The following is a 24,399-nucleotide window of genomic DNA, read 5'->3' as shown; positions in this document are numbered from 1 at the left end:
GATCTATATTTGCACCCTCTTAACGGCAACGCGGAGAGAAAACACAGAAAAGACTCACACATTCACACCCCCGTCACCATCACCATGGTCCGTTCGTCTAGGGGTTAGGACACCAGATTTTCATTCTGGTAACACGGGTTCGATTCCCGTACGGACTACTTTTCAGAACGCCTTCTAACTTTGTTGGGAGGCGTTTTTTTGTTTCCCCAAATGGAGAGTCGTCATGAGGCCATTCCTGATGCTTTCGTTTCACTATATTCGGTCCGGTGATAATCAAACTGTTCAAAATATTTTGACTTTGCCGTAAGCGCCCTCTGGCACGGCGAAGAGATATTCTGCCAGCACTACCCGCTATAGTTTCGCCAATGATGATGTGTTGCTCAATAGATCGCTAGTGACTTTGTGCTTATCTGTGATGCCATCGCCTGGATGAGCCCTTTCCCTTATCACACATGAACAACGGCTTTGATACACGCTAAATCCCGATGAGAATGAAAATAGGTATGTCCGGAATTAAAATGAGTTTTTTTAGAATTGGAGGATATGCTAGTCTGGTGATCGCGTCGTTGAGTGCAAATTTCCTTCTAAGTCCTTATGATGAATATATGCCATCGGGGGAGCAAACTCTCGATGAAGACGCAGCCATTTCGATCTTTGGATTAAATATCATCCTGTTATTCCTGTCTGTTGTTTTTGGTGCCTATACGTTTTGGAAATATAGACAGATAGATCTTATTCTGGCTGTCATCGTCATAGCGAATATTGTTGCTTCAATCTATTGGTACATTTCTTTATAAGCATTTCCTGTTTGAATGCGGTAAACTGAGGTGATAAATTCCAAATGCCTTGGATATGAGATCCGCTCCCTCCGCACTACAACTTGGTTCGCGAGTTGATTCAAAGATCGTTATTGACCTACACTATTTGAAGATCGTTCCTTCTTGCGACTAAACTGTATCCTTTATCGACATATTCGTCGATTTGAAAGCGAATGCCAATTGTTCTGTTGAGAAAAAAATCAGTAAGAGTTTTAACGGCTATTCTGTTAGTGAACACAACGCTTTAGAACATTTTATTGACGAATAACAGATAGTGTTGACGTTGTAAAAAAAAATATCCACAAAAAAACACGCTGCAAGATTTTTGCAGTATCGCGAAGTATGTTTGTGTCATGCTACCGCGGTTTGATCCTCAATCGCTGGTGTGTAATAATTTTAGCGCATAGCCATATAGATATGGTATACGGTTAGGTTTGATTTTTATTGTGTGTAGATGAAGGAAGTAAATGTGTGTGATTAAGTTCGGTGCAACTTGGGATTGACACAATAGAAATTCATAGGAATCAAATGAACTTCTAATACTATGAATTTTCGCATCTTAAATTTCATTGCGGTCGCTGTTTTGGCTACAGGGATTTGCGCACAGGCACAGAATCTCTATGTGCCTCAAGGTTCGGCGGGTATTCAAAACTCTAATTCCAACTTTGTTGGTGTTGGCGCGACCGTGCCCACGGCAGCGTTTCACATCCAGCAAACGGCAACAGACTGGACCGACGGACTGCGGCTATCAACGCAGGGTAAAAATTGGGACATTGTGTCGACCAACAGTGGCGACCGTTTGTCATTTGGGTTTGGCGGCACACCGCTGCTCGAAATGAATGCACAAGGTCGTGGCTCTACCGTAGAGATAAAAGGCGACCTGCAATTGGGATTGGGCAGGGCCATCTATTTTTTGGGCGACGCTGCTGATCCGGAATATCTTATCAGAAGTGGCGGCTGGCTCGACGGCATGATGTATCGTCATTACACAAGTCACCAGTTTTATACGTCAAAGAGCGAACGGCTAAGGATCACCGCGAATGGAAACATCGGCATTGCCACGGCCAACCCCTTGGCTAGGCTGCAGATTCAACAAAGCGGCACCACCTGGTCGGATGGTCTTCGATTAGGCTATCTAACCAAGAGCTGGGACATCGTGACGACCAACAATGGCGACCGACTGACCATCGGTTTTGGGCAGACATCCAATCAAGGCATCGAGTTGAACGCCGCCGGACAGGGCGCCGCGTTGGAGGTGAAGGGCGACCTGCAGATGGCCCAAAAGCGCGCCATCTATTTTCTGGGTAACGCAGCAGATCCGGAATACCTGATTCAAAGTGGTGACTGGAACGACGGCATGAAATACAAGCACTTCACCTCGCACCAGTTTTTTACGGACCGGACGGAGCGACTTCGCATTCTCAAGAATGGCTACGTGGGCATAGGAACTCCCAACCCTGATGCACTGCTGACGGTGAGAGGTGACATTCATGCTCGTGAACTGCGCCTCGACATGGTGGGAAGTACTGCTCCTGACTATGTGTTTGAGGAAAGCTACAACCTGTCGCCATTGGACTCGGTTGAAAATTTCATCGCCACCCATAAACATCTGCCGGGAGTTCCGTCTGCCGCCGACATGGAAGCGGAGGGCGTGATGATAAAGGAGATGAATCTGCTGCTGCTCAAAAAAATAGAGGAACTCACGTTGTATGTGATTGAACTGAAACAGGAGAACGCGCTTCAGCAAAAAGCCATCGACGCACAGCAGCAGGCGACTTCGCGCAAAGCCTCCAGGCGCTTGGGAAGAAAAAGTAAATCCTGAAGAAACCGATCGGCGATCATGATGGTGCTATTTCGATACGGATGTTGCCTTGTGGTGCTGTGCCTTGCCGGCCCGTTGCGCGCACAGGTGCTTGAAGAAAACCTTTCTTCTGAAAGCAAGGGACTGATGCAAGATGAGCTACAGTATTGGCGTTCGCTGGGGCAACACAAAAGCGATGATTTGAAGGATAGCCTGACGAGCGCATTTCTGAAACATCAGCCATATGTCATCGCTGATTCGCTGGGTCGAAGCTTCAAAGCCATCCCTTCGCAAAAACTTTTGCAGCAAGTCAAAGACAGCCTGCGCTTGCCGGACATAGACAACGTGCCATACGCATTGCCCGTGTCGCGGGAGGAGCTGATCGATAAGATTCGCGAGTCAGTTTATGGAAACAGTGACGACAAACAGCTGAAACGTCTCAAAGACCTTGAGGATTTGAAAAACGCACAGAGCTTAAAACCCGAATTGGAAAAACTTCCGATGAACCAACCGCTGCCCAGTGAAGACGCCGTTGGCAGCATGTTTAAGGACTCGTTAAGGCAATACGGAGCGTCGTTGACAAAATTGCAACTCGATCCTCTGGGCAGAAGCATGTTGCCGTCCTTACCCGGCAAGGTGGTGCCAAAAGAGTTGGCCAGCCTGGTAGATAGCGTAAGGCTTGGGCACCTCAGAGAACAGAAGCTGTGCCTTGACACGGTGAGCCACTATCGCGCTATGCTCGAAATGAAATTCAAAGAACGACAATCGTTTTGGGAGAAGACCTACAAGGAATTTTTGGTTGGCGTATCCACCCATGATTTCAAGACCTTTCAATTTGCGCCCGCGCTTGCCTATCCGCTAACGAAACGACTATCCCTTGGGTTGGGGCCGTCGCTGCTCTTTCAACAAGCCGGGAGTGATGTTGATTCCAAGAGAAACTACACCCTCACATGGAGAGCCCGTGGTTTTGTGAAAGCGCAATTGTTCAACCGTGCTTATGCCCAGGTTGAAGATACTTACATGCCTGCACAACGCGATGGCGTGAATGCTGCCAACACGTTGCTGGGCGGTGGCGGTTACCTGTTTCCGCTTACGCAAAAGATATCGCTTAACATGGTTGTGCTGTTTCGCGTCTATTCAAGTGACCCGTCGCGCAATGTTCCACCTTTTGTATTCCGCCTTGGCATAAGCTCACTGCGCATAAAACATTAAGCCTATGAAAAACTTTGTCATACTCCTTTTCTGCGTCGCGCTGGTTGCGTGTGGTTATGGACAGTCCACAGAAGAAAACACGAAGCCGTACTGCATCGATTTTGAAAAGGCCGGCACGATGGTTCATGTTGTTCAGCGTGAGTCCATCGGACTTCAATATTACGACGCTATAGGAATGACTGGGATATTGCCCGTGGTGGTGTATAACGCGCGACATGATGTGGTGTCGCGGCTCGCCCTGCAAAAGACGTTTGGTTTGAATCAATACACCATAGCGCTGGCCGACCTTGGGGCTACCACCATCAACGAAGTGTTCACCTGCGAAACGAGGGATGACCGGGGGCATACCCATCGGGTGTATATCAGGCCAACGGAAACTGTAAAGAAAGAAATCGGAGTCGATATTTCCAGTGACGTGATTAGTCTCCACTGCTATGAACCGGGCAGCAACACAATTGACTTCTATGGTGCGATCCAGTCCACAAAAGGACCTTATCGCATAACGTGGTTTGTGTTGGACGAACATCAGGCAAACTTCCTGTACCAACCCGTGGAGCAAGTACTTGAGATGACCGGCGAGGTGCCGACCATCAGAGTGGACAAGGCACCCGACTACTACGTCGTGTTATTTGTTGTTGACGGCTGCGGCAATGAAGGAAAACAAATGGTCCATGTGATATGCGACAAGGACAAGCGAAAGATTGACACCGTGTTCCTTGAAGCTATCCCGGATGTGATTGATCGCACAATACGAAAATCAAAATGACCCTGTATGAATTTTAAAACAACGCTGCTGATGGTGCAAACAATTTTTATTCTGTGTCTGATGACCTACATCGTATACACTGAACTGGCCGAGCCCAGCGCTTACGTGATCAATCAAAAGGTATTTGATGGCTATGCGGGCAAAAAAGTTCTGGAAGACAAATTGTCGGTGATCAGGAAGAAAAACAAACGGAGCCAGGACTCATTGCTCGTGCTGTTCACCCGTTCGGCCGCCGCTTTTGATGGCACTGCCTATGACGAAATGCGACGCAAACACGCGTGGCAGGAGGAACAACTTACGGACGAATTTACGGAGAGCCTGTGGCTAAGGATAAACAACGACATAAAAGCCTTTGGCGCGGAGAAAGGTTACGCCTTTATCTATGGTGCCACCGGCGATGGCGGCCTCATGTATGCCAACGAGGCGTACAATATCACGGAAGATGTAATTCAATACCTCAACGAAAAGTATGAAGGCGACTAGATATTGGATGATCGGTTTTGCGCTTGTGGCTTGCACGGGAAAACTTGACCGTGCGGCATATGCAGACTTTGTGCAAAATTATGACAACGGCCTGCATGTTACGCAGGATACCGATGGCTTTCGATTTGATGCGCAGTATCAGCCCATCGAGCTGCTCAACCTATGGCAGCCTGACTTTGGCGACAATGACAGTCTTCATCACGTGGTGTTAACGATTCGTCCGGTAGATGCACAGCAGGATCTTGTACGTTACCAGACGACCGATGAAGAGGTGATGCAAAAACGCTTGTATTATTTCTCCTTCCTCTTCCAGGACGACATCACGCTGCAAAGCGATGGCAAAAAAATGCCTTGCGTGCTATTCCACTACGAGCGCCCGGCCGATGCCCGCCGACCTCACACGTTTGTGATGGGCTTCGAGAAAAAACCTGAGGCCGACAAACATGTGACCTTGCAAATCGACTCACCGTTGATTTCGAGCCTGCCAGTAAAATTAGAAATATCTCTTGCCAACCTACCTGAACTTGCCTTATGAAACGACTACGCAAACATCAACGCGCGATCGCTGCATTCTTACTTGCCGTGATGCTGAGTGCGAGCATACCTACCCGCACCTACGCGCTCACCAGCGGCCCGTCTCAACCGGAAGTGCAATCTTTTCAGCCCGCTACCGCCAGCAACATGGTGGATTTATTCAGTGGCGACTTTTCTTACAACATCCCGTTGTTCGAGTTGCCAGGCCCTAACGGTGGATACCCTTTCAATCTTTCGTATCAATCCGGCATCACCATGGACAGTGAAGCAAGCTGGGTGGGCCTGGGCTTTAATCTTGCGCCTGGTGCCGTTACGCGTCAGATGCGGGGCTTGCCCGATGAGTTTAAAGGCGACAAGGTCTACACCAAAATGTCGATGAAACCCAGTGTCACGGTAGGCGTAGCCACAGGGGCCAACTTCGAATTGTTCGGTTCTGAATTTCTGAAAGGCAAGCTTGGGCTGAGTGTGCGACAAAACAACTATAAAGGCTTCGGCTATTCGATCGATGGCGGCCTGGGGTTTAGCAACACCAACAGCGACGGCATGACTACCGGCCTTGGCGTTAATTTCAGTCTTGATTCGCAGGAGGGGGTGAGTGTGTCGCCATCGTTAAGCCTGGGCACAAAAGCTGGTTCGGTGGGTCTGGGCGTAAGCTACAACTCCAAGTCGGGGTTGGGCACACTGTCCACCAGCTACGATGTGACCCTAAAGACAACGAAGTATGCCGTAGCAGATGAGAAGACAAAAACCGAAAAAAATATAAAAGACCGATATCGTGTATCGCAGGCCGGTGGTGTGGGAAGCGAGATCAGCTTTAGTCACCCGGGCTACACGCCGCAAGTCACTATGCCCATGCGCAGCATTAATGTGAGCGGGCAATTTCAAATCGGCGGTGCCTTTGCCGGTGCTTTTGCCAGCGCCTACTTGTCCGGCTACTACAACGAACAGCGGCTGCTGCACGACAAGAAACGCGTGCCAGCACCGGCCTATGGCTACTTGCATTTGCAGGATGTCAACAGCAAAGATGCATTGATGGATGTGAACCGCGAGAAGGAAGGTATGGTAACGGAGGTAATTCCAAACCTGGCCATTCCATCGTTGTCGTACGATATCTATTCTTTCTCGGGCCAGGGCATTGCGTCGATGGTGAGGCCCATGCGAAACGATCTCGGCATTTCGCGCGATCCGGCAGGCACGTCAACATCGACCAGTGTGAGCGCCGGGGTGGATGTCGGCATTCTGACGCACGTGGGCGTTAACCTCACCGTGAGTCACTCCACCAGCAAGTCGGGCGAATGGAAAGATGATAACAACCTGACTTCGCGTTTCAGCTTTCAACCTTCTAATCTTGACCGCGGCTATGAACCCTACTATTTTAAGGCGCATGGCGACCCGGTTGCGGAACCGGCCGACAGCTATATAGGACTTGGTGGTGATCGCCCTGTGCGCGTACGCTTAGATGGCAACACCGCTACACAAACGTTGGACGCGGCAATTTCCGGCAGTGCCGGTTCTTTGTCTGCGCCGTCCAGCACGGCCTTCAACACCGCGCGGCGCCCGCGTTCGCAGTCAACCCAGTTCATCACCAACGAACAACTGCTCAGCAACGGTGCTGAGTTGATGCCACCGTGCGGCGTTACGTATTTTGAAAATACGGCCACCACAACCCAGCGCTATAACCGGTCGCAGTGGCCAACACACCACACCGCCGCTATCGCAGCCACCACCGCTGACGGCATTCGCTACATCTATGCTTTGCCTGCCTACAACACCGTGCATGAGGAGGTCGTGTTTTCCACCCGTAAAGGCGAAGGTATATCGCGTGTAAACGCGGGTAACAACGGCAGTGGAGACCCCAGCTACGAGCACAGTAAAACCGACAAGTTTCTGAAACGTGCGGAGACGCCGCCGTATGCGTATGCGCATTTGCTCACCTCCATCCTGGGACCTGACTATGTGGATGTGACCGGCAACGGTGTGACGGAGGATGACCTTGGCTATTGGGTGAAGTTTACCTATCGCCGCGTGGCTACGAAACAAGATCCGTTTCGCTGGCGCGACCCATTTTCGAAAGCGCATTACCAGGAAGGATGGACCACCGACCCTAAAGATGACCGGGGCTCGTTTGTATACGGCGAGAAAGAAATCTGGTATTTGGCGCAGGCCGAAACCAAATCGCACATCGCCACCTTTCACATAGAAGACCGCGACGATGCCAAAGGCGCACAGCAGCGTTTGCAAGATACCAACCAGCGCGGCAAGAGTGTGAAGGCGTTGCGCGAGATCAGGCTGTTCTCGCGCTTTGCCAATGGCGAGCCCATCAAAGTTTGCAAGTTCAGGTACTCCTACAACCTGTGCCCCGGCACCGAGAACAGCGAGAGTGGAAAACTTACGCTCGAAGAGCTTTGGTTTGAATATGGTAAGAGCGCGCGTGGCAGGTTGAACCCCTATAAATTCACGTATGCTTCCGTCAACGTGGGTTATGATGTGCTGGCATACGACAGGTGGGGAACGTACAAGCCATATCCTGCCGGAAAACCGGCTACCAACTACCGCTTTCCCTACAGCCTGCAAGACGAATCGCAGAAGTCCACCATCGATGCGAATGCCAGCGCGTGGAACCTGGCAGGAATACAACTTCCATCGGGAGGACAGATTGACATCGACTACGAGTCTGATGACTACGCCTATGTGCAGCATCGCCCCGCCATGCAAATGATGGAACTGGTGGAGCCCTATGGCAACGCCGAACAACCGCAGACAGCATCGACGTTCGGGCTCACGGGTGATCCGAAAATTCGCTTCCGCTTAGAACGGCCCATCGACGGAAACTCCGATGCCAAGGTGCAAGCGAACGAAGTGAAAAAATACCTCGACGACAAAGATCAAGTGTTCTTCAAGATTGCCATCAACCTGCAGGAACCCGCAAAGGATTTGTTCGAGTATATCAATGCATACGCCAACATAGATCGCTCCAAGCCTATGGGGTTGGAAAAAGGCCCATCGGGAAAATACGAGTTTGGCTACCTGTACCTGAAGAAGGACAAAGGTTATCACCCACTCATGCTACGGGCGTGGCAGCATGTGCGAACAAATCAACCCAACCTGCCCGACGGTGACATGGAACTGGAGGCAAGCGGTTCGTTGGGCAAGCAGGTGTCTTTTATGAAAGCCCTCGTGGTTTCTATTTTGGATCTGAAAGATCTTTTCAAGGCCTTCTATAAAAACGCAGAAAACAAAAATTGGGGAAAGGAAATGCTCGCGGGAAATTGTTGGCTGCGGCTGCGTTCGCCCGACGGTATTAAGTATGGAGGCGGTCTGCGTGTAAAGCAAATAACGATTCGCGACGACTGGCAGGGAAACGAAGAAGGCATATATGGTCAGCGCTATGAATACACTATGGTGGAAAAAGGGCAGACCATCAGTAGCGGCGTGGCGGCGTACGAACCTTTTATTGGTGGTGAAGAAAACCCGTTGCGCTATGCCAAGGAATATACCGAGTCCATTCCGTTAGCCACCGACAACAATCTGTTTTTCGAATACCCGATCAACGAGGGTGTATATCCCGGTGCGCAGGTTGGCTACAGGTTGGTAACTGTGATGAGCCTGGCCTCTGCAAGCCGTGCAAAACGACCGCTCGACCGCATAACGCTTAGCGACGGAAAAAAACTATTTCCAGAAGGTAGTGACGCACGCTTTGGCACAACCGGTAAAACCGAGCACGAATTCTACACAGCCAAAGATTTTCCGGTCCTGGCTTACGAAACACCCAAAGTGAACCGGCACAGCAAATCCTTCATTCCTATACCGTTGTTGGGCAGCCTTGCCGAAACATCGCTCACCACATCGCAAGGCTATAGCATCATTACAAACGACATGCACGGAAAACAAAAGCGTGTAAGTCAGTTCAGACAGGCGGTAGACGGAACGTTCGATAAGGACACCATGTCGTATGTGGCGTACAACTATTACAGTAAACCGCTTACCTATGACAAGCAGGCCGTAAACGAGGTGATCGGCTTGTTTAAAGACAACGGTGATGGTACGGTAAGCACGCTGGATGCGGCTGAATTGAAGAGCACCAGCATTGCTAAGGTAACGTTGGGGCAGGAGACGGATTTTTTCACGGACATGCGTGAATACAAAGATAACACGTTCGAAGGCGGCGTGCGGGTGAACATCGACATCATTCCCGCTGTGTTCATCCCGATTCCCATTCCCACGGCGTGGCCCAGCATAGGCAAAACTTCCAAACGTCTTCGCACGGTGGTGACCAACAAGGTGATCTTTAAAACGGGGATGTTGCAAAGCACCACTGCGTATGACGGCGGCTCGAAATTGTACACCAAAACCTTGCGGTGGGATAAGTTCAACGGCACAGCCGCGCTCCAAACCGTAAACAACAATTTCGACAAGCTCATTTATTCGTACAGTATTCCCGCCTACACTCAATATCAGGGCATGGGAGCGGCATACAAAACAGCGGGCCTCGCATTTTCGCTTCGCGATGTGCGGAACACGAAAGGCCAGCAATACGAATTTGTGCCGGGCTTTTCGGCCGACAACCTCTATGCCGGCGACGAGATGATTCTATACACTGACAACCTGAAGACACCCGTTGCCTTTGCTGTATACCTCGGCGACGAGTCAGGCAAGCCCATGTTGTGGACTAACACTTCGCTTGGCAGTGTGACCTACAACGGCATGGTGGTGCGCTCAGGCTACCGTAACCAGTTGACGGTGGCAGCAGGAAATATCACGGCGTTGGACGACCCGACAAAAAGAGGTACGGAGAAAGTGTATAGCAAACGCATCACCATTCCAAAGATTAACTAATTCAACGCTTGTGTTATGAAAGCAGTTATGAAAATATTTTTGATGCTCTGTTTTGTATTGGTGCTGTGGTGTGTGGTGAGCGATGTGAAAGCACAAGCTATCGCTCAGTCAACAACGACGTCTGCCACCGACAGTGCTGTTGTTTTCGATGTGATCCCCGACTCGGTGGAGCTGCGTGCATTGACGACGTTTTACAAGGATCTTGGTGGTCCGCATTGGAAGAACAACCGCGGTTGGCTAAAGGGAACAATGCACAAAGATTTCGCAACGTGGTATGGTGTTACTGTGGAGAACGGTGATGTGGTGGAGATTGTGATGCCTCATAACAACTTGAACGGCATACGGCCGGGTGAGCTTGGGCGCTTGGGAATGATCCGGTATTTGTCGTTAGAAGGAAACAACGTTAAGGAGCGCGAGCGGCGAACGATGTCGCATGATGTGGCGGCATTTCCGAAGCGAGATGCTGATACGCGAAAGGTAAACTTGCCTTACTGGGGCTTGGCCGTAAAGGGTCCGCACGCGCAAAAGGTTGATTGGCGTTCGACTCCGCCCACGATAGATGCGCTAACGGCCTACGGGGCATCAAACATTGGAGCGACCGGTGTTGGTGTAGATCAGTGCGGTGGTCTTGCTTTTATGGTATTGCACAATGGATTGGTGGGAGAGAATAATCTACACATCTACGATGCCGATGGGAACAAGCTTACGACGACGGGTCTCAATGGAATTCTTTCGAATAATGAAATGCAGGTAGTGAAGGTTCCGGGTAAGCAAGATGAGTGGTACGTCATCTATACCAAGTATAGAAGCGGTGCAGGGTGTCCTGATGGCAATGCTGTGTACTGTGCTGCCGACGTAGTCTATTCCAGGATACAGTTAAATACCGATACGCGGCAGTTAACCATCCTTGAAAAGGATAGGTTGCTTGGGTCTGGATACATTCAGGGCAAAGCCGTGTCTCGAACGGTGAATGGAGATGTATCCAAACATTATCTGTACCTGGTGAAGCGCGTGCTGACATTTGGCTATCAAACTGACGCAAATGCAAAAATTCAGATTCACCGTTATACCGTCAGTGAGTCGGGAATTACATTGGGTAGCGAGGGTGTAACCGGAGAGATTAGTCTTCCTTTTTGGAGCTTGTCAATAGCCTCATCTGGAGTTGAGCTTAGTCCGGACGAGACAACGCTTTGTATTTCCAACCGTAACCAGAATAGTAATTTTTACAAGGATATTGTAATTTTTAATCTTGGTGAATTTTCAAGCCCATCTCCCAATCCCAAATTCATTGACCTCACGCAGTTGATGGTCCAACCTGATGGAGCCCTTTTGAATCAAGCGGTTCGTTTACAGGATTTGTATACCCTGAGTGGTTATAAAGATAGGTTTAGTTGCTTCGAGTTTCTCAAGAACAAAATCAGTTTGGTGGAGTTCAGTCCATCGGGACGCTTTTTGTATGCAATAGGAGGAGGATTTCAAGTTGGTCAGGCGAATAACAGATCGTACAATGAATATCTTTTGCAGATCGACCTTGATTCCGATGCAGATGGTACGGAATATAACGTCAGTATTCGTATTCAAAAAGGTTTTGGCGTTGAATCCAGTTGTGTTGGAGGGTCGGTAAGCGACAGCAATCATCATCCGTTTGGCGACATCGAAGCGAGCTACGATGGCAACATCTACTTTACAAAGGGAAATGAAAAACGTCTCTTTGTAATTCCCCATCCGAACGAGATCATGCAACCTGATTTGACACCAAAGCAGGTTGACTTGTCTACCGCCGACGTGCCGAACATCCCGATGCAAGAGAACGCCATCGTCACCACCCTTCCTGAGAACATCGACGGCCTCGACTATATACCGGATGTCAATCTTCCCAATCCATCGTTTGCTTTTTTATCGACAACTGCTGGAACGGGCTCACCGACCACGCTTTTGCTATCGGGCCACAACGCGGGTAATACCTACCAGGTGGCATGGGGCGATGGCACGTTCGACAACCTGAGCACGCAACGGATAGCGCACACATACACAACACCGGGCACATACACCGTTGTGATGAGTGCCACCAATGCGCTGGGTTGTAATCTGAAATCGAATAAGCAACTGGTGGTGGAGGAGCGATGCCCAACCATTGGCACTATGGACTTCTCGGCGTCGACAATACTTTGCTCCACCACCTTTGAGCCATCGGTACAATTTCCAAACACTTGCGTGCCGGTGTCGTATACCTGGAACTTTGGCGACGGCGGCACATCGACACGGCAGTCTCCGCTGCATAGCTTTCGCAATGAGGGCACGTACAACGTCACGCTTAAGCTGCGATACCAATGCGGTGCGTGTAAAGACAGTGTGTCGGTAACAAAGCAGATTACCGTACGCCGTGCCATTGCGCTCATTGATTCGCTGATCACGGTTACCACTGAGTTAAAGACGAACGTCATTCAGACGCAAGCGTCTACCTTTTTTGATGCATGGCCGCTGGACTACACCAACACCGGGTTGTCAAACCTGTCGGGCTATCTCAACGGAAGCGCTGGTGTGTGGCGAAACAATGCCTCCTATGTGTATGATGTGCCGCGGTCACAATCCGACCCTGTCACCATTGCCACCGATGGAACTTTCACTTTGGAGATGTTCAACTGGGAAAGCGCCCAGGCACAGCTTATTCCCCATTGGATCAATGCCACCATCATGACGCGCTATAGCCCTTACAGCTACGAGCTCGAAAATAAAGATGTGCTCGACGTTTATTCTGCCGCACTGTATGACTACGGGGGGCACTTGCCGTCGGCCAATGGCGTGAACATGCGCAACAACGAAATGGCATACACCGGTTTTGAAGGGCCAGGCAAGCGTGCCAGTGGGAACTGGATGCTGAGCAACGATGCCGAACCTACTTACTTGCCGGTGACCGTAACCTACTCAAAGAAAAACATCGCCATTGCGAAGGCGCCGGTTGAAATCTTCGACGGTGTGGAGGCGGTGGACGTTCTGGCGCACCGGTTGTGGTGGCGAATATTTTTCAGGCCTACGATGCTCAGTAAATATATGAGCCAGGTGCCGGTGCTGTGTGTGCAGCAGCATCCGACCGACCGCAATCAGACCATCGTGGTGTTGGAAGACTATCCATTCAAGGACGTATGGTTTGGCATATTGCGCATACGGAACCAGGCGCGTGCAGCCACTGCGGTAACGTTCGACAGCACGATTTATCACACCGGTCGTCGGTCGATCAAGGTAACGACGGCACAAACCTTCGAGCAAAAGTTGCTACGACTCGACTCGGGTAAGAAATATTTTATTAACGCGTGGGCGTTTGTCAGGGATCCACAACGCAAAACGCCTGAGCCTGTGAGCGGTCTTGGCATAGACGGTAGGCTGAAGGCGAAAAACGGAACACTATCCGGCTCGTTTTCCATCGCGCCCAGCGGCCCCGTGATAGAAGGGTGGCAGCAGGTGCGCGGAACCTTTGTGTGTCCTGATGACGGGTTGATGCTGGAAGTCACCTTCAAACCCGGTACAAGCGGGGCGTGGTACGATGACCTGCGATTGCATCCTGACGACGGCAACATGACCAGCTACGTGTACGACTTGCGCGACTACAGGCTTCGTGCCGTGCTGGACGAAGAGAACTTTGCCACGCTCTATTTCTACGACGACGAAGGCAACCTTTACCTCACTAAGAAGGAAACAACCGACGGCATAAAAACTTTAAGCGAAACAGTAAGCTATGTGGTGGAACATTAACAAACGCCGGCTGTGGCTGGTGGTAGCCATTGTGACCTGTTGCTGTGTCCACACGGTGGCACAGGATTTTAAAACGGTGATACGGCAGGTGCATCAACGCTATACTACGCTCGACACCCTGTTTGCCCGCATGCGTCTGGTGACGTATGACAGCGCCGCGACAACGCCACGCACAAGCGAAAAGATCGAGATCAGAAAAGTGGGAAGAAATTTCCTGTACCACTACGGCGACCTGTTGCTGATGCTTAACGGCCAATGCCTGATCGTGATAAATGCCGAGAACAAATTGATACAATATGCGCCGCAGAACAAGGACGCGCTGATGCCCGACATCGCCCGCCAAAACCTGGATAGTCTGCTGAACATGTACGATGAGCCTCTGTTTGTCGATCGCGAAGACGCTGTGGTGCAGTATCGGATTGAACGAAACGCGTCGATCACCATAGACCTGTGGATCGACCTGGAAACGATGTTTATCCGAAGAACGGAGTACCGTTACCCCACGGGTGAACGAGTTACCCTCGCCATTGAGCATTTTGACCCGCATGCATTGCTGGACGCCGGGCTCTTTCGTGAATCGCATTATGTGGTGCGCAATGGAAATGGGTGGAAGCCCGCGCCCGGATACGAAGGATATGAGGTGCAATAGCGCGCCACAACTTGAAAGAGAGATACAAAGTTTGAAAATACAGATTGTGCACTCACGCAATTTTTAAAGACAAATCTATGAAGCGAATATTACCGTTGCTTTTCGCCCTCTTATGCATTGTTTCCCTCCGGACGTGGAGCCATCCGTTTGGCGGTGTCACGTCACAACGCGATACCATTCCAAAAGCAATTCGGGTGAACCCGAATGGAGCCATAGTGTCGGCGCCGTTGGAACTGAGTTACCCGTTGAAAGATCTGGACGCGCAGGAAGTGAATGACGTCTTTCCGTCGCCACCGTGCTTGGAAGGGAAGTACTACGTCGGCTTTCAATTGAACTATGATCTGAGCGATGCGCAAACAGACAAATTGTGGTCGGCCAACGTGTCCGTCAGTCTGCTTGAAGGCAATACGGTGCTTTGGACAAAACCGTTGGTTGTGCGCATGAGTGATCAAACGTTTACCCAAACATTTTTTCATGACGAACCATTGGCGTGTGTGGGTAACTATCGCTTCCGGATTGAGTCAAAGCAAACAACGGCCGATGTGCCGCGCGAAAGCATTTACCTGAAAGTAATTCTCCATCGAAAAACCGAAGACTGGTTTGATCCGGCCATCATGCCAACAGTGCAGGTCACTTCAATAGGAAATCACATGGCAGTTGCCTGGACCGAAATGGGAGAGGGAACCATAGCCTACGATGTGGAGTGGGTGTTTATTGGCGAACACGATGCGTTTGCAGGAACGACCGGCCCCGAGGCATTTGCGTATCGCGAGCCGGCACGTGTTACGGTGAGTGGTTTTTATTTTGAACGGATGGCCTACTATCCCGCGGGCCAACTTTGGTATCGCGTCAGAGCTGTAGGGTTTCATCCCGATCATCCCGGGCATCGCATACCCGGGCAATGGGGATATTCAAGTTCCATCAGGTTGGCAAACAATAGCCCGTCGAAGAACTGGCAAATGCAAACGGTGTATGCTGAAGAAGGCAAGTATAAAACTGTGGTGCAGTACCTCGACCGAACCATGCGGGCACGTCAAAGTGTAACTAATCTCAGCACAACCCAGATGTCGTTGGTGGCCGAGACCTACTATGACTACGAAGGCCGTCAGACGGTAACGACCATGGCGTCGCCGTGGGACAATCCTGCTCTTGACTATAGGCCGAGTTTCAACCGATGGACTGCGATAGACCAAACCGTGCAAACCAACACCGGTACAGCGCGTGAGAAATTTCACTACGACAACGGACGCCTCGAAAACAGCAAACTCTCCGACCAGACCGGCGCCGGCCAATACTATTCGCCCAATGATTTAGTGGGCAAGCTAACGGATCCCTACCGGCCCGATGCCGAAGGATATGCCTACGCCACTACCGAGTATACCAACGACGGTACCGGCCGCATAAGCCGGCAGTCTGGTGTGGGACGCGTGTTTCGTGGCGATAGCACGCTGGCCACGCGGTATTATTATGGAGAAGCTTCACCCACACAGTTGATCCGCCTGTTTGGCCGCAACGTTGGCGAAGCGAGCCACTACAAACGAAACCTCATCGTGGATCCCAATGGCCAGGTGAGCGTAAGTTATCTGGACCAGGAAGGGCGAACCGTAGCCACGGCCCTCGCCGGTATTCCGCCGCAAAACGTGGACATGTTAAAAAGCTACACGGACCTGCCGCGCGATTCAGTGTATGAAAACCTGAATGCTAAAAATAAACAAGCTGCGGGTATTAGTCACACGTCGCACAAGATCATGAATGTGGCGCCCAATGCGGGCTATGCATTTTCGTACGACCTCGCTGCCGTCGCTTCGCAGGTACAGGAGACAGGCTGCGTGGCGTGTGCGTTCGACCTCACCATCACCCTGACCAATCCCGAAGGGAAACGCATGGACCTGGGAGCGATCGCAGGGAACCAGGCCGGTGACCAATTTTCATACGAACGCAAGAACCTGACAGCGACCTTATGCAACACCACGCTGGAAGCATTGCGCATGGTGCGATTCAAGTTGATACTGCCCGAAGTAGGCGACTACACGCTAACCAAAACCCTGGTGCCTCATGAACTTTCGTTTGAAAAACTCGACACACTTGTGCGCGACAAAGCCAGCATACAGCAGGCGATCAACGAAATAAAGATCTCGTATGTGACAGACGCCAGCGTATGCGACTTGTGTGACGAGCAATGCAGCGACGCCAACGACATGATCAATAAAGCTGTGGACGAGATTGCCAGGGAGGATTGCGACAACATACTCCGTCGCATCGAAGCGGACCTGCGCGCGCAACACGATAGCCCCGGCAGCGAGGACGTGTATGAAGTCAGGCAAGAAGACGTGAAGAATCACCGTCTGTATTGTCAGTATCTGTTGTGCCGAAAGAACATCGAGAGCGATAAGTTTGAGAAGAACCTGGGCCGCGTAAAAAATTGGGCTTCGGCCACGGCATACAACACCATTGAAAAAATGTTGACCGCCGACCCGTTTTTTAACGGCGACTCGCTGGCCGGCTTTGGTCACAAAGATGCCATGCGCGATAAGCTCAACGCCATTCAATTGGGTGGCAACGCCAACTATGCCGGCACGCTGTCCGAAGTGACCGATCCAACCAACACCAACTTCTATACGAACTGGGTGAACGACCAATCGAAATCATACCACCTGTTGTATCAGGATCTGATGGACCAACGCTCTACCATGACCGCTACAGAATACGAAGCCAAACTGAGCCATCAGCGTTGGACAATGTACCGCACCCAATACCTGGAAGCAAAACGCAAACTTAAACTGGAGCTCGACGCGATCAAGAGCTGTGCACCCGAACTGGAGCGCCTGCAGCAACAAGACGGCCTGCCCACAATAAAGAACGGGGTCGTCGACAAGGACGGTATTATCAAGCTGGGCGTCGACAACAACCTGATCGATCCGAGCACAACGGCAAGCAATGCCGTGGCTCCATCCATGAGCGACGACGAGCTGAATATGAAACTGCTGATGTTGAGTCGCCATTGCGGTGTGTTTTTCTCCAGGACCGACAGCACACAATTGCGCACCAACCTGGCCGGCTACTTTAACGCAAGCAAGAAAAATTTTCTGCGCGTGTTCCTGCGACATGACTTTGCTGACAACACATTCCTGCAAGCCATCCAAACCACGCTGCGTGCAAACGGCTGTGCCCTTGACGATATGCTGGAGGATGATCCGTTTGTTTGTGAGCGGTCGGTGGAGTCTGTTCAATCGGGCTGCCAGCCCGGCGATCAGCTAAGAAATTTGTTGATGAATCCAACCTTTGAAACTTCAAACCCGGGATGTAATGTAATCTCTGACGATTGTTTTGCGGGTTGGGAAAATGCGAATGGTCAACCGCGTTTACAATCTGGTAGTGTGGCGGCGATGTCTGGCACACGTTGTGGAACGACGAACGATGCTTTGCGCGGAAGTTTTGTTGAAAATCTGAAGCCGGGGAAACAGTATAAACTTTGTTTTTCTTATCGGGTTCTAACGGCCGGAGCACAAGCGAACGCGGCTGTTCCGGTTAGTCCCCAGATCAATTTGGATCGAGACTATTTTTACATGCAGCTTTCTTCTGGAACAGCCTACCGTAATTCAATAGGGTGTTCATTTCCAGGCCCGGTATATGATCGTGTTAAGGTAGATCGCAATGGTAGTATCGTGTCGGATTCCGTCATATGGAAAATTGGTGCGCAGTCTTTCGATACGGAATGGCGCGATGTGTGCGTAACGTTTGCCGCAGAAAGCGCGAGTTCATACTTGTTTCTGTCGATGATGCATACGGGATGGATCAACTACACCACGAATATTTATTATAAAAATTTGGCGATGTGGGAGCTGTGTGATGGTGGAGCGACACCTACTTTCACGCGAGACAACGTTACGGCCTCGTTACTGAACATCAATGACGAACAGCAGTCGCTATTAAAACAGACCCACCGTGAAATGCAGTCGCTGGAAAATGGAATTGTGTCGGAACTTCGTGCCAACGTTCAAAAAAGATCCGGTCATACCACTATACCTACTTCAATGGAGTTTACCGCGTTAATGGATCTGTACGATGCCACGAATGGACCGTCGTGGAAAATGAACCAGGGATGGCGTACGGCAAGTCGAGAACATCCTCAGGACATGTCGTGGTGGACAGGAGTTGTGGTGAATGCAGAAGGTCATGTTGTGGCGCTTCAACTTTCCGACAATGGTCTTAACGGAACGCTTCCGGAAAGTATTGGAGGTCTTTCTGAATTGGAAGTGTTGAATGTTTCCCATAACCAACTGCGTGGATCGTTACCCACTCAGATGTGGCGACTAAGCAGGCTTAAATTTTTGAGCGTATCCGACAATGCCTTAAGCGGTCCAGTTCCCAGTATATTTTTTATGGGCTCTAAACTACAGACCTTTGACGTTAGTAATAACGAACTGAGTGGGGCTATTCCCGACTTGTCCGACGTAGGAACACTTGAAAATGTCTACTTATCCAGCAATAATTTTTCCGGTGAAATACCTTCATCTTTAGGCAGCTTGAGTTTGTTAAAAAATCTCTATCTCAATTCGAATGCGTTAACAGGAAATATTCCCGCCGACTTGGGTAACCTCTCAATGCTCACGACCCTTCATATTTACGACAATCAATTATCAGGCACTATTCCTTCGTCGCTTGCAGGTTTATCAAACCTGAAGCAATTGATGGCGGGAAAGAACGATTTTACTCCGGCACCCATACCGGCTTTTGTTTACAACCTCAATAGATTGAACGTTCTGCACCTGGACGATTGCAACCTCACCGGAAGTATCTCCCCTCAAATTGGCAACCTGCGCGAATTAAATTCCCTCATCCTAAGCCGCAATCAGTTGACAGGGTCGTTGCCAACTGAAATAGGAGATTTAACTAATCTTGTCTCGCTTTGGATAACGACCAACAACCTGGAAGGCGAGATTCCTTCGAGCATCGCGCAACTCTCCAAGCTGGAAAGTCTTGCGCTTTCTGAAAATCAGCTGACCGGCGCGTTTCCTCAAATAGGCTCGCTAACCCGCCTCCAGTCGGTGGACCTTGATAATAATAGAATGTCAGGGGCCATTCCATCATTCCTCTCTAATTTGACTGCCCTGAAGGTATTGTCAGTTAGCGGCAATAAGTTTAGCGGCGAGCTTCCAAATCAGCTTTCGTTGTTGTCTGGAATACAGTTTCTTAGGCTACGGAATAACAAATTTTATGGCAACATTCCGTCGGGACTTCGTGTTTCCAATCAACTTTTGATTGATGGAAATGAGTTTACGTTCACAAATGTATTACCGGCTCGCCCTTCGTTGTCGGGAGTTCTCTTCCTCTATTCACCGCAAGACTCCGTAGGCGTGCGCCAAACTGTTCACGGTACAAAAAATAGATCGCTTACGCTTGAAGCTTCAATAGACTGTAATACAAACCCCGCATCGAAGTTTCAGTGGTTTCGCCGAGACGGTAGTAGTAGAAGCACGCCCTTACAAGCAACCGCCACCGAGGCAGGCTATACCTACCAATTCAACCCGCTCACCGATGCCGCCGCCGGCAATTATTATTACGAGATCACAAACCCCGGCGCAACGTCACTAAAACTTACCAGCCGCATGATCAAGCTGGTTGTGGACAAACCGGCTGACAGCCTATGCATAAAATATGACAGTGCTGCCGCGGCCGTCTTCACGGTGGTGGTTGACCTGGATGCGTACAAACGCGCCTGTCTTAAACGGCTGGAGAAGCAAGATTCCATTATTGTGGCCCATGCCATAGAAGAATTTATTGCATCAGAGATCACGGCGCTGCGTGAGGAATATCAAACAAATTGTCTGAAAAATGTACGCGAAGATTTTTCATATAAACATGTCAATGCCGAATACCACTACACGCTGTATTACTACGACCAAGGCGGCAACCTCGTGCAAACCATACCACCAACCGGTGTAAAGCCGCTGTCAGCTACAGGAGTTACAGCCTTTCTCGCCGGCGACCGTCGGGACCCGCTGCACGAATTGTCGACGCGATATCGTTATTCGTCACTCAATGCTGTTACGTTGCAGCAAAGTCCCGATGCAGGCATCGCGAAAACGTGGTACAACGCCAAAACGCAAGTACGCCTGTCGCAAAGCGCGCAACAGCTTGTGGACAACCTGTACAGCTTTACGCGCTATGACAAATTGGGTCGCGCCGTAGAGGTTGGCGAGATTGACCTGCAAGGCACACTTTCGTTTTCAACTCTACAGGATTCCATTCAAACCCTGAATTTTCCGAATGCCGCGTATTGGATATCACTGCCCGCAACATCGCATAAGCTTATTCTTTCTGATGTGACTCGCACGCACTACGATGCCGCTGCTGCGCCAAATAAACACAACCATGGTTTTACACAAACATATTTGCGCACACGCGTGTCATGGGTTGAAGTGCTGGACAAGAACAGCGCCGACACTACGGCCACATACTACAGCTACGATGTGCACGGCAACGTGCACGCGCTGCTGCAACAACTGCCCGGCTTGTCATCAAAACGTATCGACTACCAGTACGACCTGGTGAGCGGCAAAGTCAACTATGTATTTTATCAATATGGCAAGCACGACCAACTCATCCACCGCTATGCCTACGACAGCGACAACCGGATAACCGACGTGTACACAAGCACCGATGCTTACCTGTGGACTCATGAGGCCGCCTACTTCTATTATTTCCATGGCCCCTTGGCCCGGATAGAGCTTGGGCAACACCGGGTGCAAGGTTTGGATTATTACTACACCCTTCAAGGCTGGATAAAAGGTGTAAACATGCCGGTGGCCGGCGACCCCGGTGCCGACGGCGCGGCAGGTTCACACGTGGCCCACGATGCGTTTGCTTACACACTCGGCTATTTCAAAGGCGACTACAAACCCATCGGCGGCAACGTAATGGCCGACCATCGCGATAAACTATGGGAGCGCACGCGTGAACTGAATGCACACAAGGGGCTCTACAACGGCAACATCTCGTGGATGATAACCGACCTGCCCAAGCTCGGCAACAAACGCGTGCAGGCCATGGTGTACAAATACGATCAGCTGAACCGTATTACGAAAAGCCAAAGCCTTACGGTGTATGACAAAACCATCGGCTTCACCACTCGCAGTCTTACCACGCCCGGCCCGTACGACGAAACCTTTAGCTACGACGCCAATGGAAACCTGTTGACACTAAAACGCTATGACGAAGCCGCCAAGGTGATGGACGACTTTAGCTATAGCTACTACGCAGGTACCAATCGGCTGAAACAGGTGAAGCCCAACACACGAGACACCACGTACACGGGCGTGATCAATTCGTCAGACGCGATCTATCGTAACATAACAGCTCAGGGTGGTGCGAGAGTAGTAAGTGGAGACCCTGTAAATATGGAGGCCACGAATCGCATTCATTTGAAGTCTGCCTTCCAGGGTCGTCAGGGCGTAGCCTATCGCGGTCACATTGTGCCTGACGATGGTAATTATCGCTACGACCGCAATGGGAACCTGATTGCCGATAAGGAACAGGGTTCGGTGATTTTATGGACGCCCTATGGTAAGGTACGCGAAGTGCATACGCATGATACGGTTAGAACGAGGTATCGATATGATGGCATGGGCAACAGGGTGATGAAGACGGTACAGACGGGTAGCGAAGTTATTACAACACGTTATGTGCGTGATGCTTCTCGGAATGTGATGTCGATATACAGTGATACAACGGTTGTAGAGCAAATTCTTTATGGAAGTGTGCGAATTGGAGCGATGAAAAAACATGAACGAGCTGGTCGGCTTATCCTTGGCAAGCGGGAGTATGAACTGAGCAATCATTTGGGTAACGTGCTGGCCACTATTACCGATAATGTGAAAATGACTGCGGACAGTGTGCTGGTCACCGTGGTGGGCATCAATGACTATCATCCCTTTGGGTTAGAAATGAAAGGGCGGTCGTGGTTGGACAAACAGCACCAGCGCGGTAGGTATGGGTTTAATGGGAAGGAGAAAGATAGCGGGTTTGGTAATGTGAACTATGATTATGGGTTTAGAATTTATGACCCGAGGATAGGGAAGTTCTTGAGTGTTGATCCGTTGACTACATCCTATCCGTGGTTGACCCCCTATCAGTTTGCTTCTAACAGGCCCATAATTGCAACTGATATTGATGGATTGGAAAGCAACGATGAATGTGGTCAAATCATAGAGCCGAACATTCCTAATAAGCCCAACCAATCATATAATAAAAGTTTCATAATTCTTCCTGTTACTAAGCAAGTAACAAAAGAGGTAGTCAAGCGGTCAATAGCAAGGGGCATGCTAGGTAATGTTATAAAGTATAGTGGCTGGATTGCAATGGCGTTTTTAATGCAGGGTGATGCGTCACCGAAGCCTTTAACACCTGATGCAGATCAAGAGAAGTATGAGATGGATTTTTATGAAACACGGCTTCAAAAAGATGGTTCGTTATCAGAGTGGGAATCGGATAGATACTTGGACCTGTTAGCCAAACACAAAGGAATATACATGAACAAAAAGGACTTGATGAATCCAGATTTATTTAAATCCCCAGAAGTTCGTGGCGCACTTGAGAATTTCTTTGAGACAAGAGGAGTTAAAAATGTATCTGAGTTTTACGCTTGGGCGGCAAGGCTGAAATTAGAAGAGAAGATTGTTGAATATCGAATTGCTGGGAGTAAATTTGCTGAAGATAATGGGCTGATAATAAACAGTAGGTTGTCAAAACGCTTTAATCGAGATATTTACTCTGACAAAGACGGTAATCTCTACTCGTTGGATACCCGACATGGGGAGTTTGAAGTATTAAATGCGAAAGGACAACATCAAAAAGTTATTGATTTTAGTGGTCGAACAACGAAAAGTGCTGATAAATCGGGTAAACATAATCTTGAAGACTAATGAACTTGGTTAAGTTAGAAGATATTGATAAGGATAGAAAATTTTGGAAAGGTGAACGCTTTCGGGTTCAAGGAGTGGGAATGACTGTGCCGGATAACGGCATGGATTTTTATGATTACATGTTGGTGGACTTGCCTTGGGAATCCTCGTATCTCTTTTTAATTAACGTGACAAGTGGTAACAATAAGGCGGGAAGTCTAATGGCTGCGGTTGAAACTACTGGTGCGTCAGATACTAAATGTATAAACAGAGAAGGCCTTACCAATGCTATCGGAGAGGTTGGGGTTTTTTACATTGAAGAATAGCATGAAAGATATTTTTGTATGTTGTAATACGTAATATTGCACCTTGCTTTTCTATTTCGCTTTGTCGGTCACCCGCCAGTTGGTCGGCAAGGTCAGCTAGTGCGGCGGTGATTACCCTGTTGCCGATCTCTAGTTTCTCCGCTACTTTGCGCATCAGTTTTTCTACCTGGTTGTCATTATAAAGGTTCCAGGTTGTGACGAAGGCTCAAGTGTTCGACTTGCACTTTTAAGGTGACGCGCATTTCTGTCTAAACCTTCCAGACGGATGGCCCAATGAGTGATGAGGACGCCACCGTATTGGTAGCCGATGTGGTCGGCGTT

Annotated in this window: 11 protein-coding genes and 1 tRNA gene; all 12 read left to right on the top strand. The window is 49.8% G+C overall.

Annotation, left to right across the window (positions count from 1 at the left end; translation table 11 throughout):
- Positions 1-86 precede the first annotated feature (86 nt).
- The 12 genes from JI741_RS26455 to JI741_RS26400 all read left to right on the top strand — a co-directional run bounded on the left by JI741_RS26455 (position 87) and on the right by JI741_RS26400 (position 24,078).
- Positions 87-158: transfer RNA gene (locus JI741_RS26455), tRNA-Glu, on the top strand.
- A 333-nt stretch (positions 159-491) separates the two neighbouring features.
- On the top strand, positions 492-797 hold the full coding sequence (locus JI741_RS26450; protein WP_202014709.1) for a hypothetical protein: 306 nt from the start codon (positions 492-494) through the stop codon (positions 795-797).
- A 565-nt stretch (positions 798-1,362) separates the two neighbouring features.
- Positions 1,363-2,640 (top strand): tail fiber protein, encoded by a 1,278-nt coding sequence (locus JI741_RS26445; protein ID WP_202014707.1) that lies wholly within the window; start codon positions 1,363-1,365, stop codon positions 2,638-2,640.
- Positions 2,641-2,658: 18 nt separating this feature from the next.
- On the top strand, positions 2,659-3,831 hold the full coding sequence (locus JI741_RS26440) for a hypothetical protein (protein ID WP_202014705.1): 1,173 nt from the start codon (positions 2,659-2,661) through the stop codon (positions 3,829-3,831).
- 4 nt (positions 3,832-3,835) lie between these two features.
- Positions 3,836-4,597: a hypothetical protein gene (locus tag JI741_RS26435; protein WP_202014703.1), complete on the top strand. Its 762-nt coding sequence runs from the start codon at positions 3,836-3,838 to the stop codon at positions 4,595-4,597.
- 6 nt (positions 4,598-4,603) lie between these two features.
- Positions 4,604-5,080 carry an OmpH family outer membrane protein gene (locus tag JI741_RS26430; protein ID WP_202014701.1) on the top strand — a complete coding sequence of 159 codons (477 nt, stop codon included), beginning with the start codon at positions 4,604-4,606 and terminating at the stop codon, positions 5,078-5,080.
- Positions 5,067-5,615, top strand: a complete 549-nt coding sequence (locus JI741_RS26425) for a hypothetical protein (RefSeq protein ID WP_202014699.1) — start codon at positions 5,067-5,069, stop codon at positions 5,613-5,615. Before JI741_RS26430 ends, JI741_RS26425 begins: the two co-directional genes overlap by 14 nt.
- A complete protein-coding gene (locus JI741_RS26420; RefSeq protein WP_202014697.1) occupies positions 5,612-10,450 on the top strand; it encodes a hypothetical protein in 4,839 nt (1,612 codons plus the stop codon). Before JI741_RS26425 ends, JI741_RS26420 begins: the two co-directional genes overlap by 4 nt.
- 15 nt (positions 10,451-10,465) lie before the next feature.
- Positions 10,466-14,200 carry a PKD domain-containing protein gene (locus JI741_RS26415; protein ID WP_202014695.1) on the top strand — a complete coding sequence of 1,245 codons (3,735 nt, stop codon included), beginning with the start codon at positions 10,466-10,468 and terminating at the stop codon, positions 14,198-14,200.
- Positions 14,184-14,849: a LolA family protein gene (locus JI741_RS26410; RefSeq protein ID WP_202014693.1), complete on the top strand. Its 666-nt coding sequence runs from the start codon at positions 14,184-14,186 to the stop codon at positions 14,847-14,849. The genes JI741_RS26415 and JI741_RS26410 overlap by 17 nt, the downstream gene beginning before the upstream one ends.
- A 77-nt stretch (positions 14,850-14,926) precedes the next feature.
- Positions 14,927-23,773 carry a leucine-rich repeat domain-containing protein gene (locus JI741_RS26405; protein WP_202014691.1) on the top strand — a complete coding sequence of 2,949 codons (8,847 nt, stop codon included), beginning with the start codon at positions 14,927-14,929 and terminating at the stop codon, positions 23,771-23,773.
- A complete protein-coding gene (locus tag JI741_RS26400) occupies positions 23,773-24,078 on the top strand; it encodes a hypothetical protein (protein ID WP_202014689.1) in 306 nt (101 codons plus the stop codon). Before JI741_RS26405 ends, JI741_RS26400 begins: the two co-directional genes overlap by 1 nt.
- The last annotated feature ends 321 nt before the right edge of the window (positions 24,079-24,399 follow it).

It is taken from the genome of Chryseolinea lacunae, from assembly GCF_016735595.1.
GTDB lineage: Bacteria > Bacteroidota > Bacteroidia > Cytophagales > Cyclobacteriaceae > Chryseolinea > Chryseolinea lacunae.
The sequence above is the reverse complement of the archived record's forward strand: the minus strand, read 5'-3'. Positions and strand labels throughout refer to the sequence as shown.

Bases quoted from the DNA above. Each gene is read 5' to 3' on its own strand.
- JI741_RS26450 (WP_202014709.1), top strand. From the start codon at position 492: ATGAAAATAGGTATGTCCGGAATTAAAATGAGTTTTTTTAGAATTGGA.
- JI741_RS26445 (WP_202014707.1), top strand. From the start codon at position 1,363: ATGAATTTTCGCATCTTAAATTTCATTGCGGTCGCTGTTTTGGCTACA.
- JI741_RS26440 (WP_202014705.1), top strand. From the start codon at position 2,659: ATGATGGTGCTATTTCGATACGGATGTTGCCTTGTGGTGCTGTGCCTT.
- JI741_RS26435 (WP_202014703.1), top strand. From the start codon at position 3,836: ATGAAAAACTTTGTCATACTCCTTTTCTGCGTCGCGCTGGTTGCGTGT.
- JI741_RS26430 (WP_202014701.1), top strand. From the start codon at position 4,604: ATGAATTTTAAAACAACGCTGCTGATGGTGCAAACAATTTTTATTCTG.
- JI741_RS26425 (WP_202014699.1), top strand. From the start codon at position 5,067: ATGAAGGCGACTAGATATTGGATGATCGGTTTTGCGCTTGTGGCTTGC.
- JI741_RS26420 (WP_202014697.1), top strand. From the start codon at position 5,612: ATGAAACGACTACGCAAACATCAACGCGCGATCGCTGCATTCTTACTT.
- JI741_RS26415 (WP_202014695.1), top strand. From the start codon at position 10,466: ATGAAAGCAGTTATGAAAATATTTTTGATGCTCTGTTTTGTATTGGTG.
- JI741_RS26410 (WP_202014693.1), top strand. From the start codon at position 14,184: ATGTGGTGGAACATTAACAAACGCCGGCTGTGGCTGGTGGTAGCCATT.
- JI741_RS26405 (WP_202014691.1), top strand. From the start codon at position 14,927: ATGAAGCGAATATTACCGTTGCTTTTCGCCCTCTTATGCATTGTTTCC.
- JI741_RS26400 (WP_202014689.1), top strand. From the start codon at position 23,773: ATGAACTTGGTTAAGTTAGAAGATATTGATAAGGATAGAAAATTTTGG.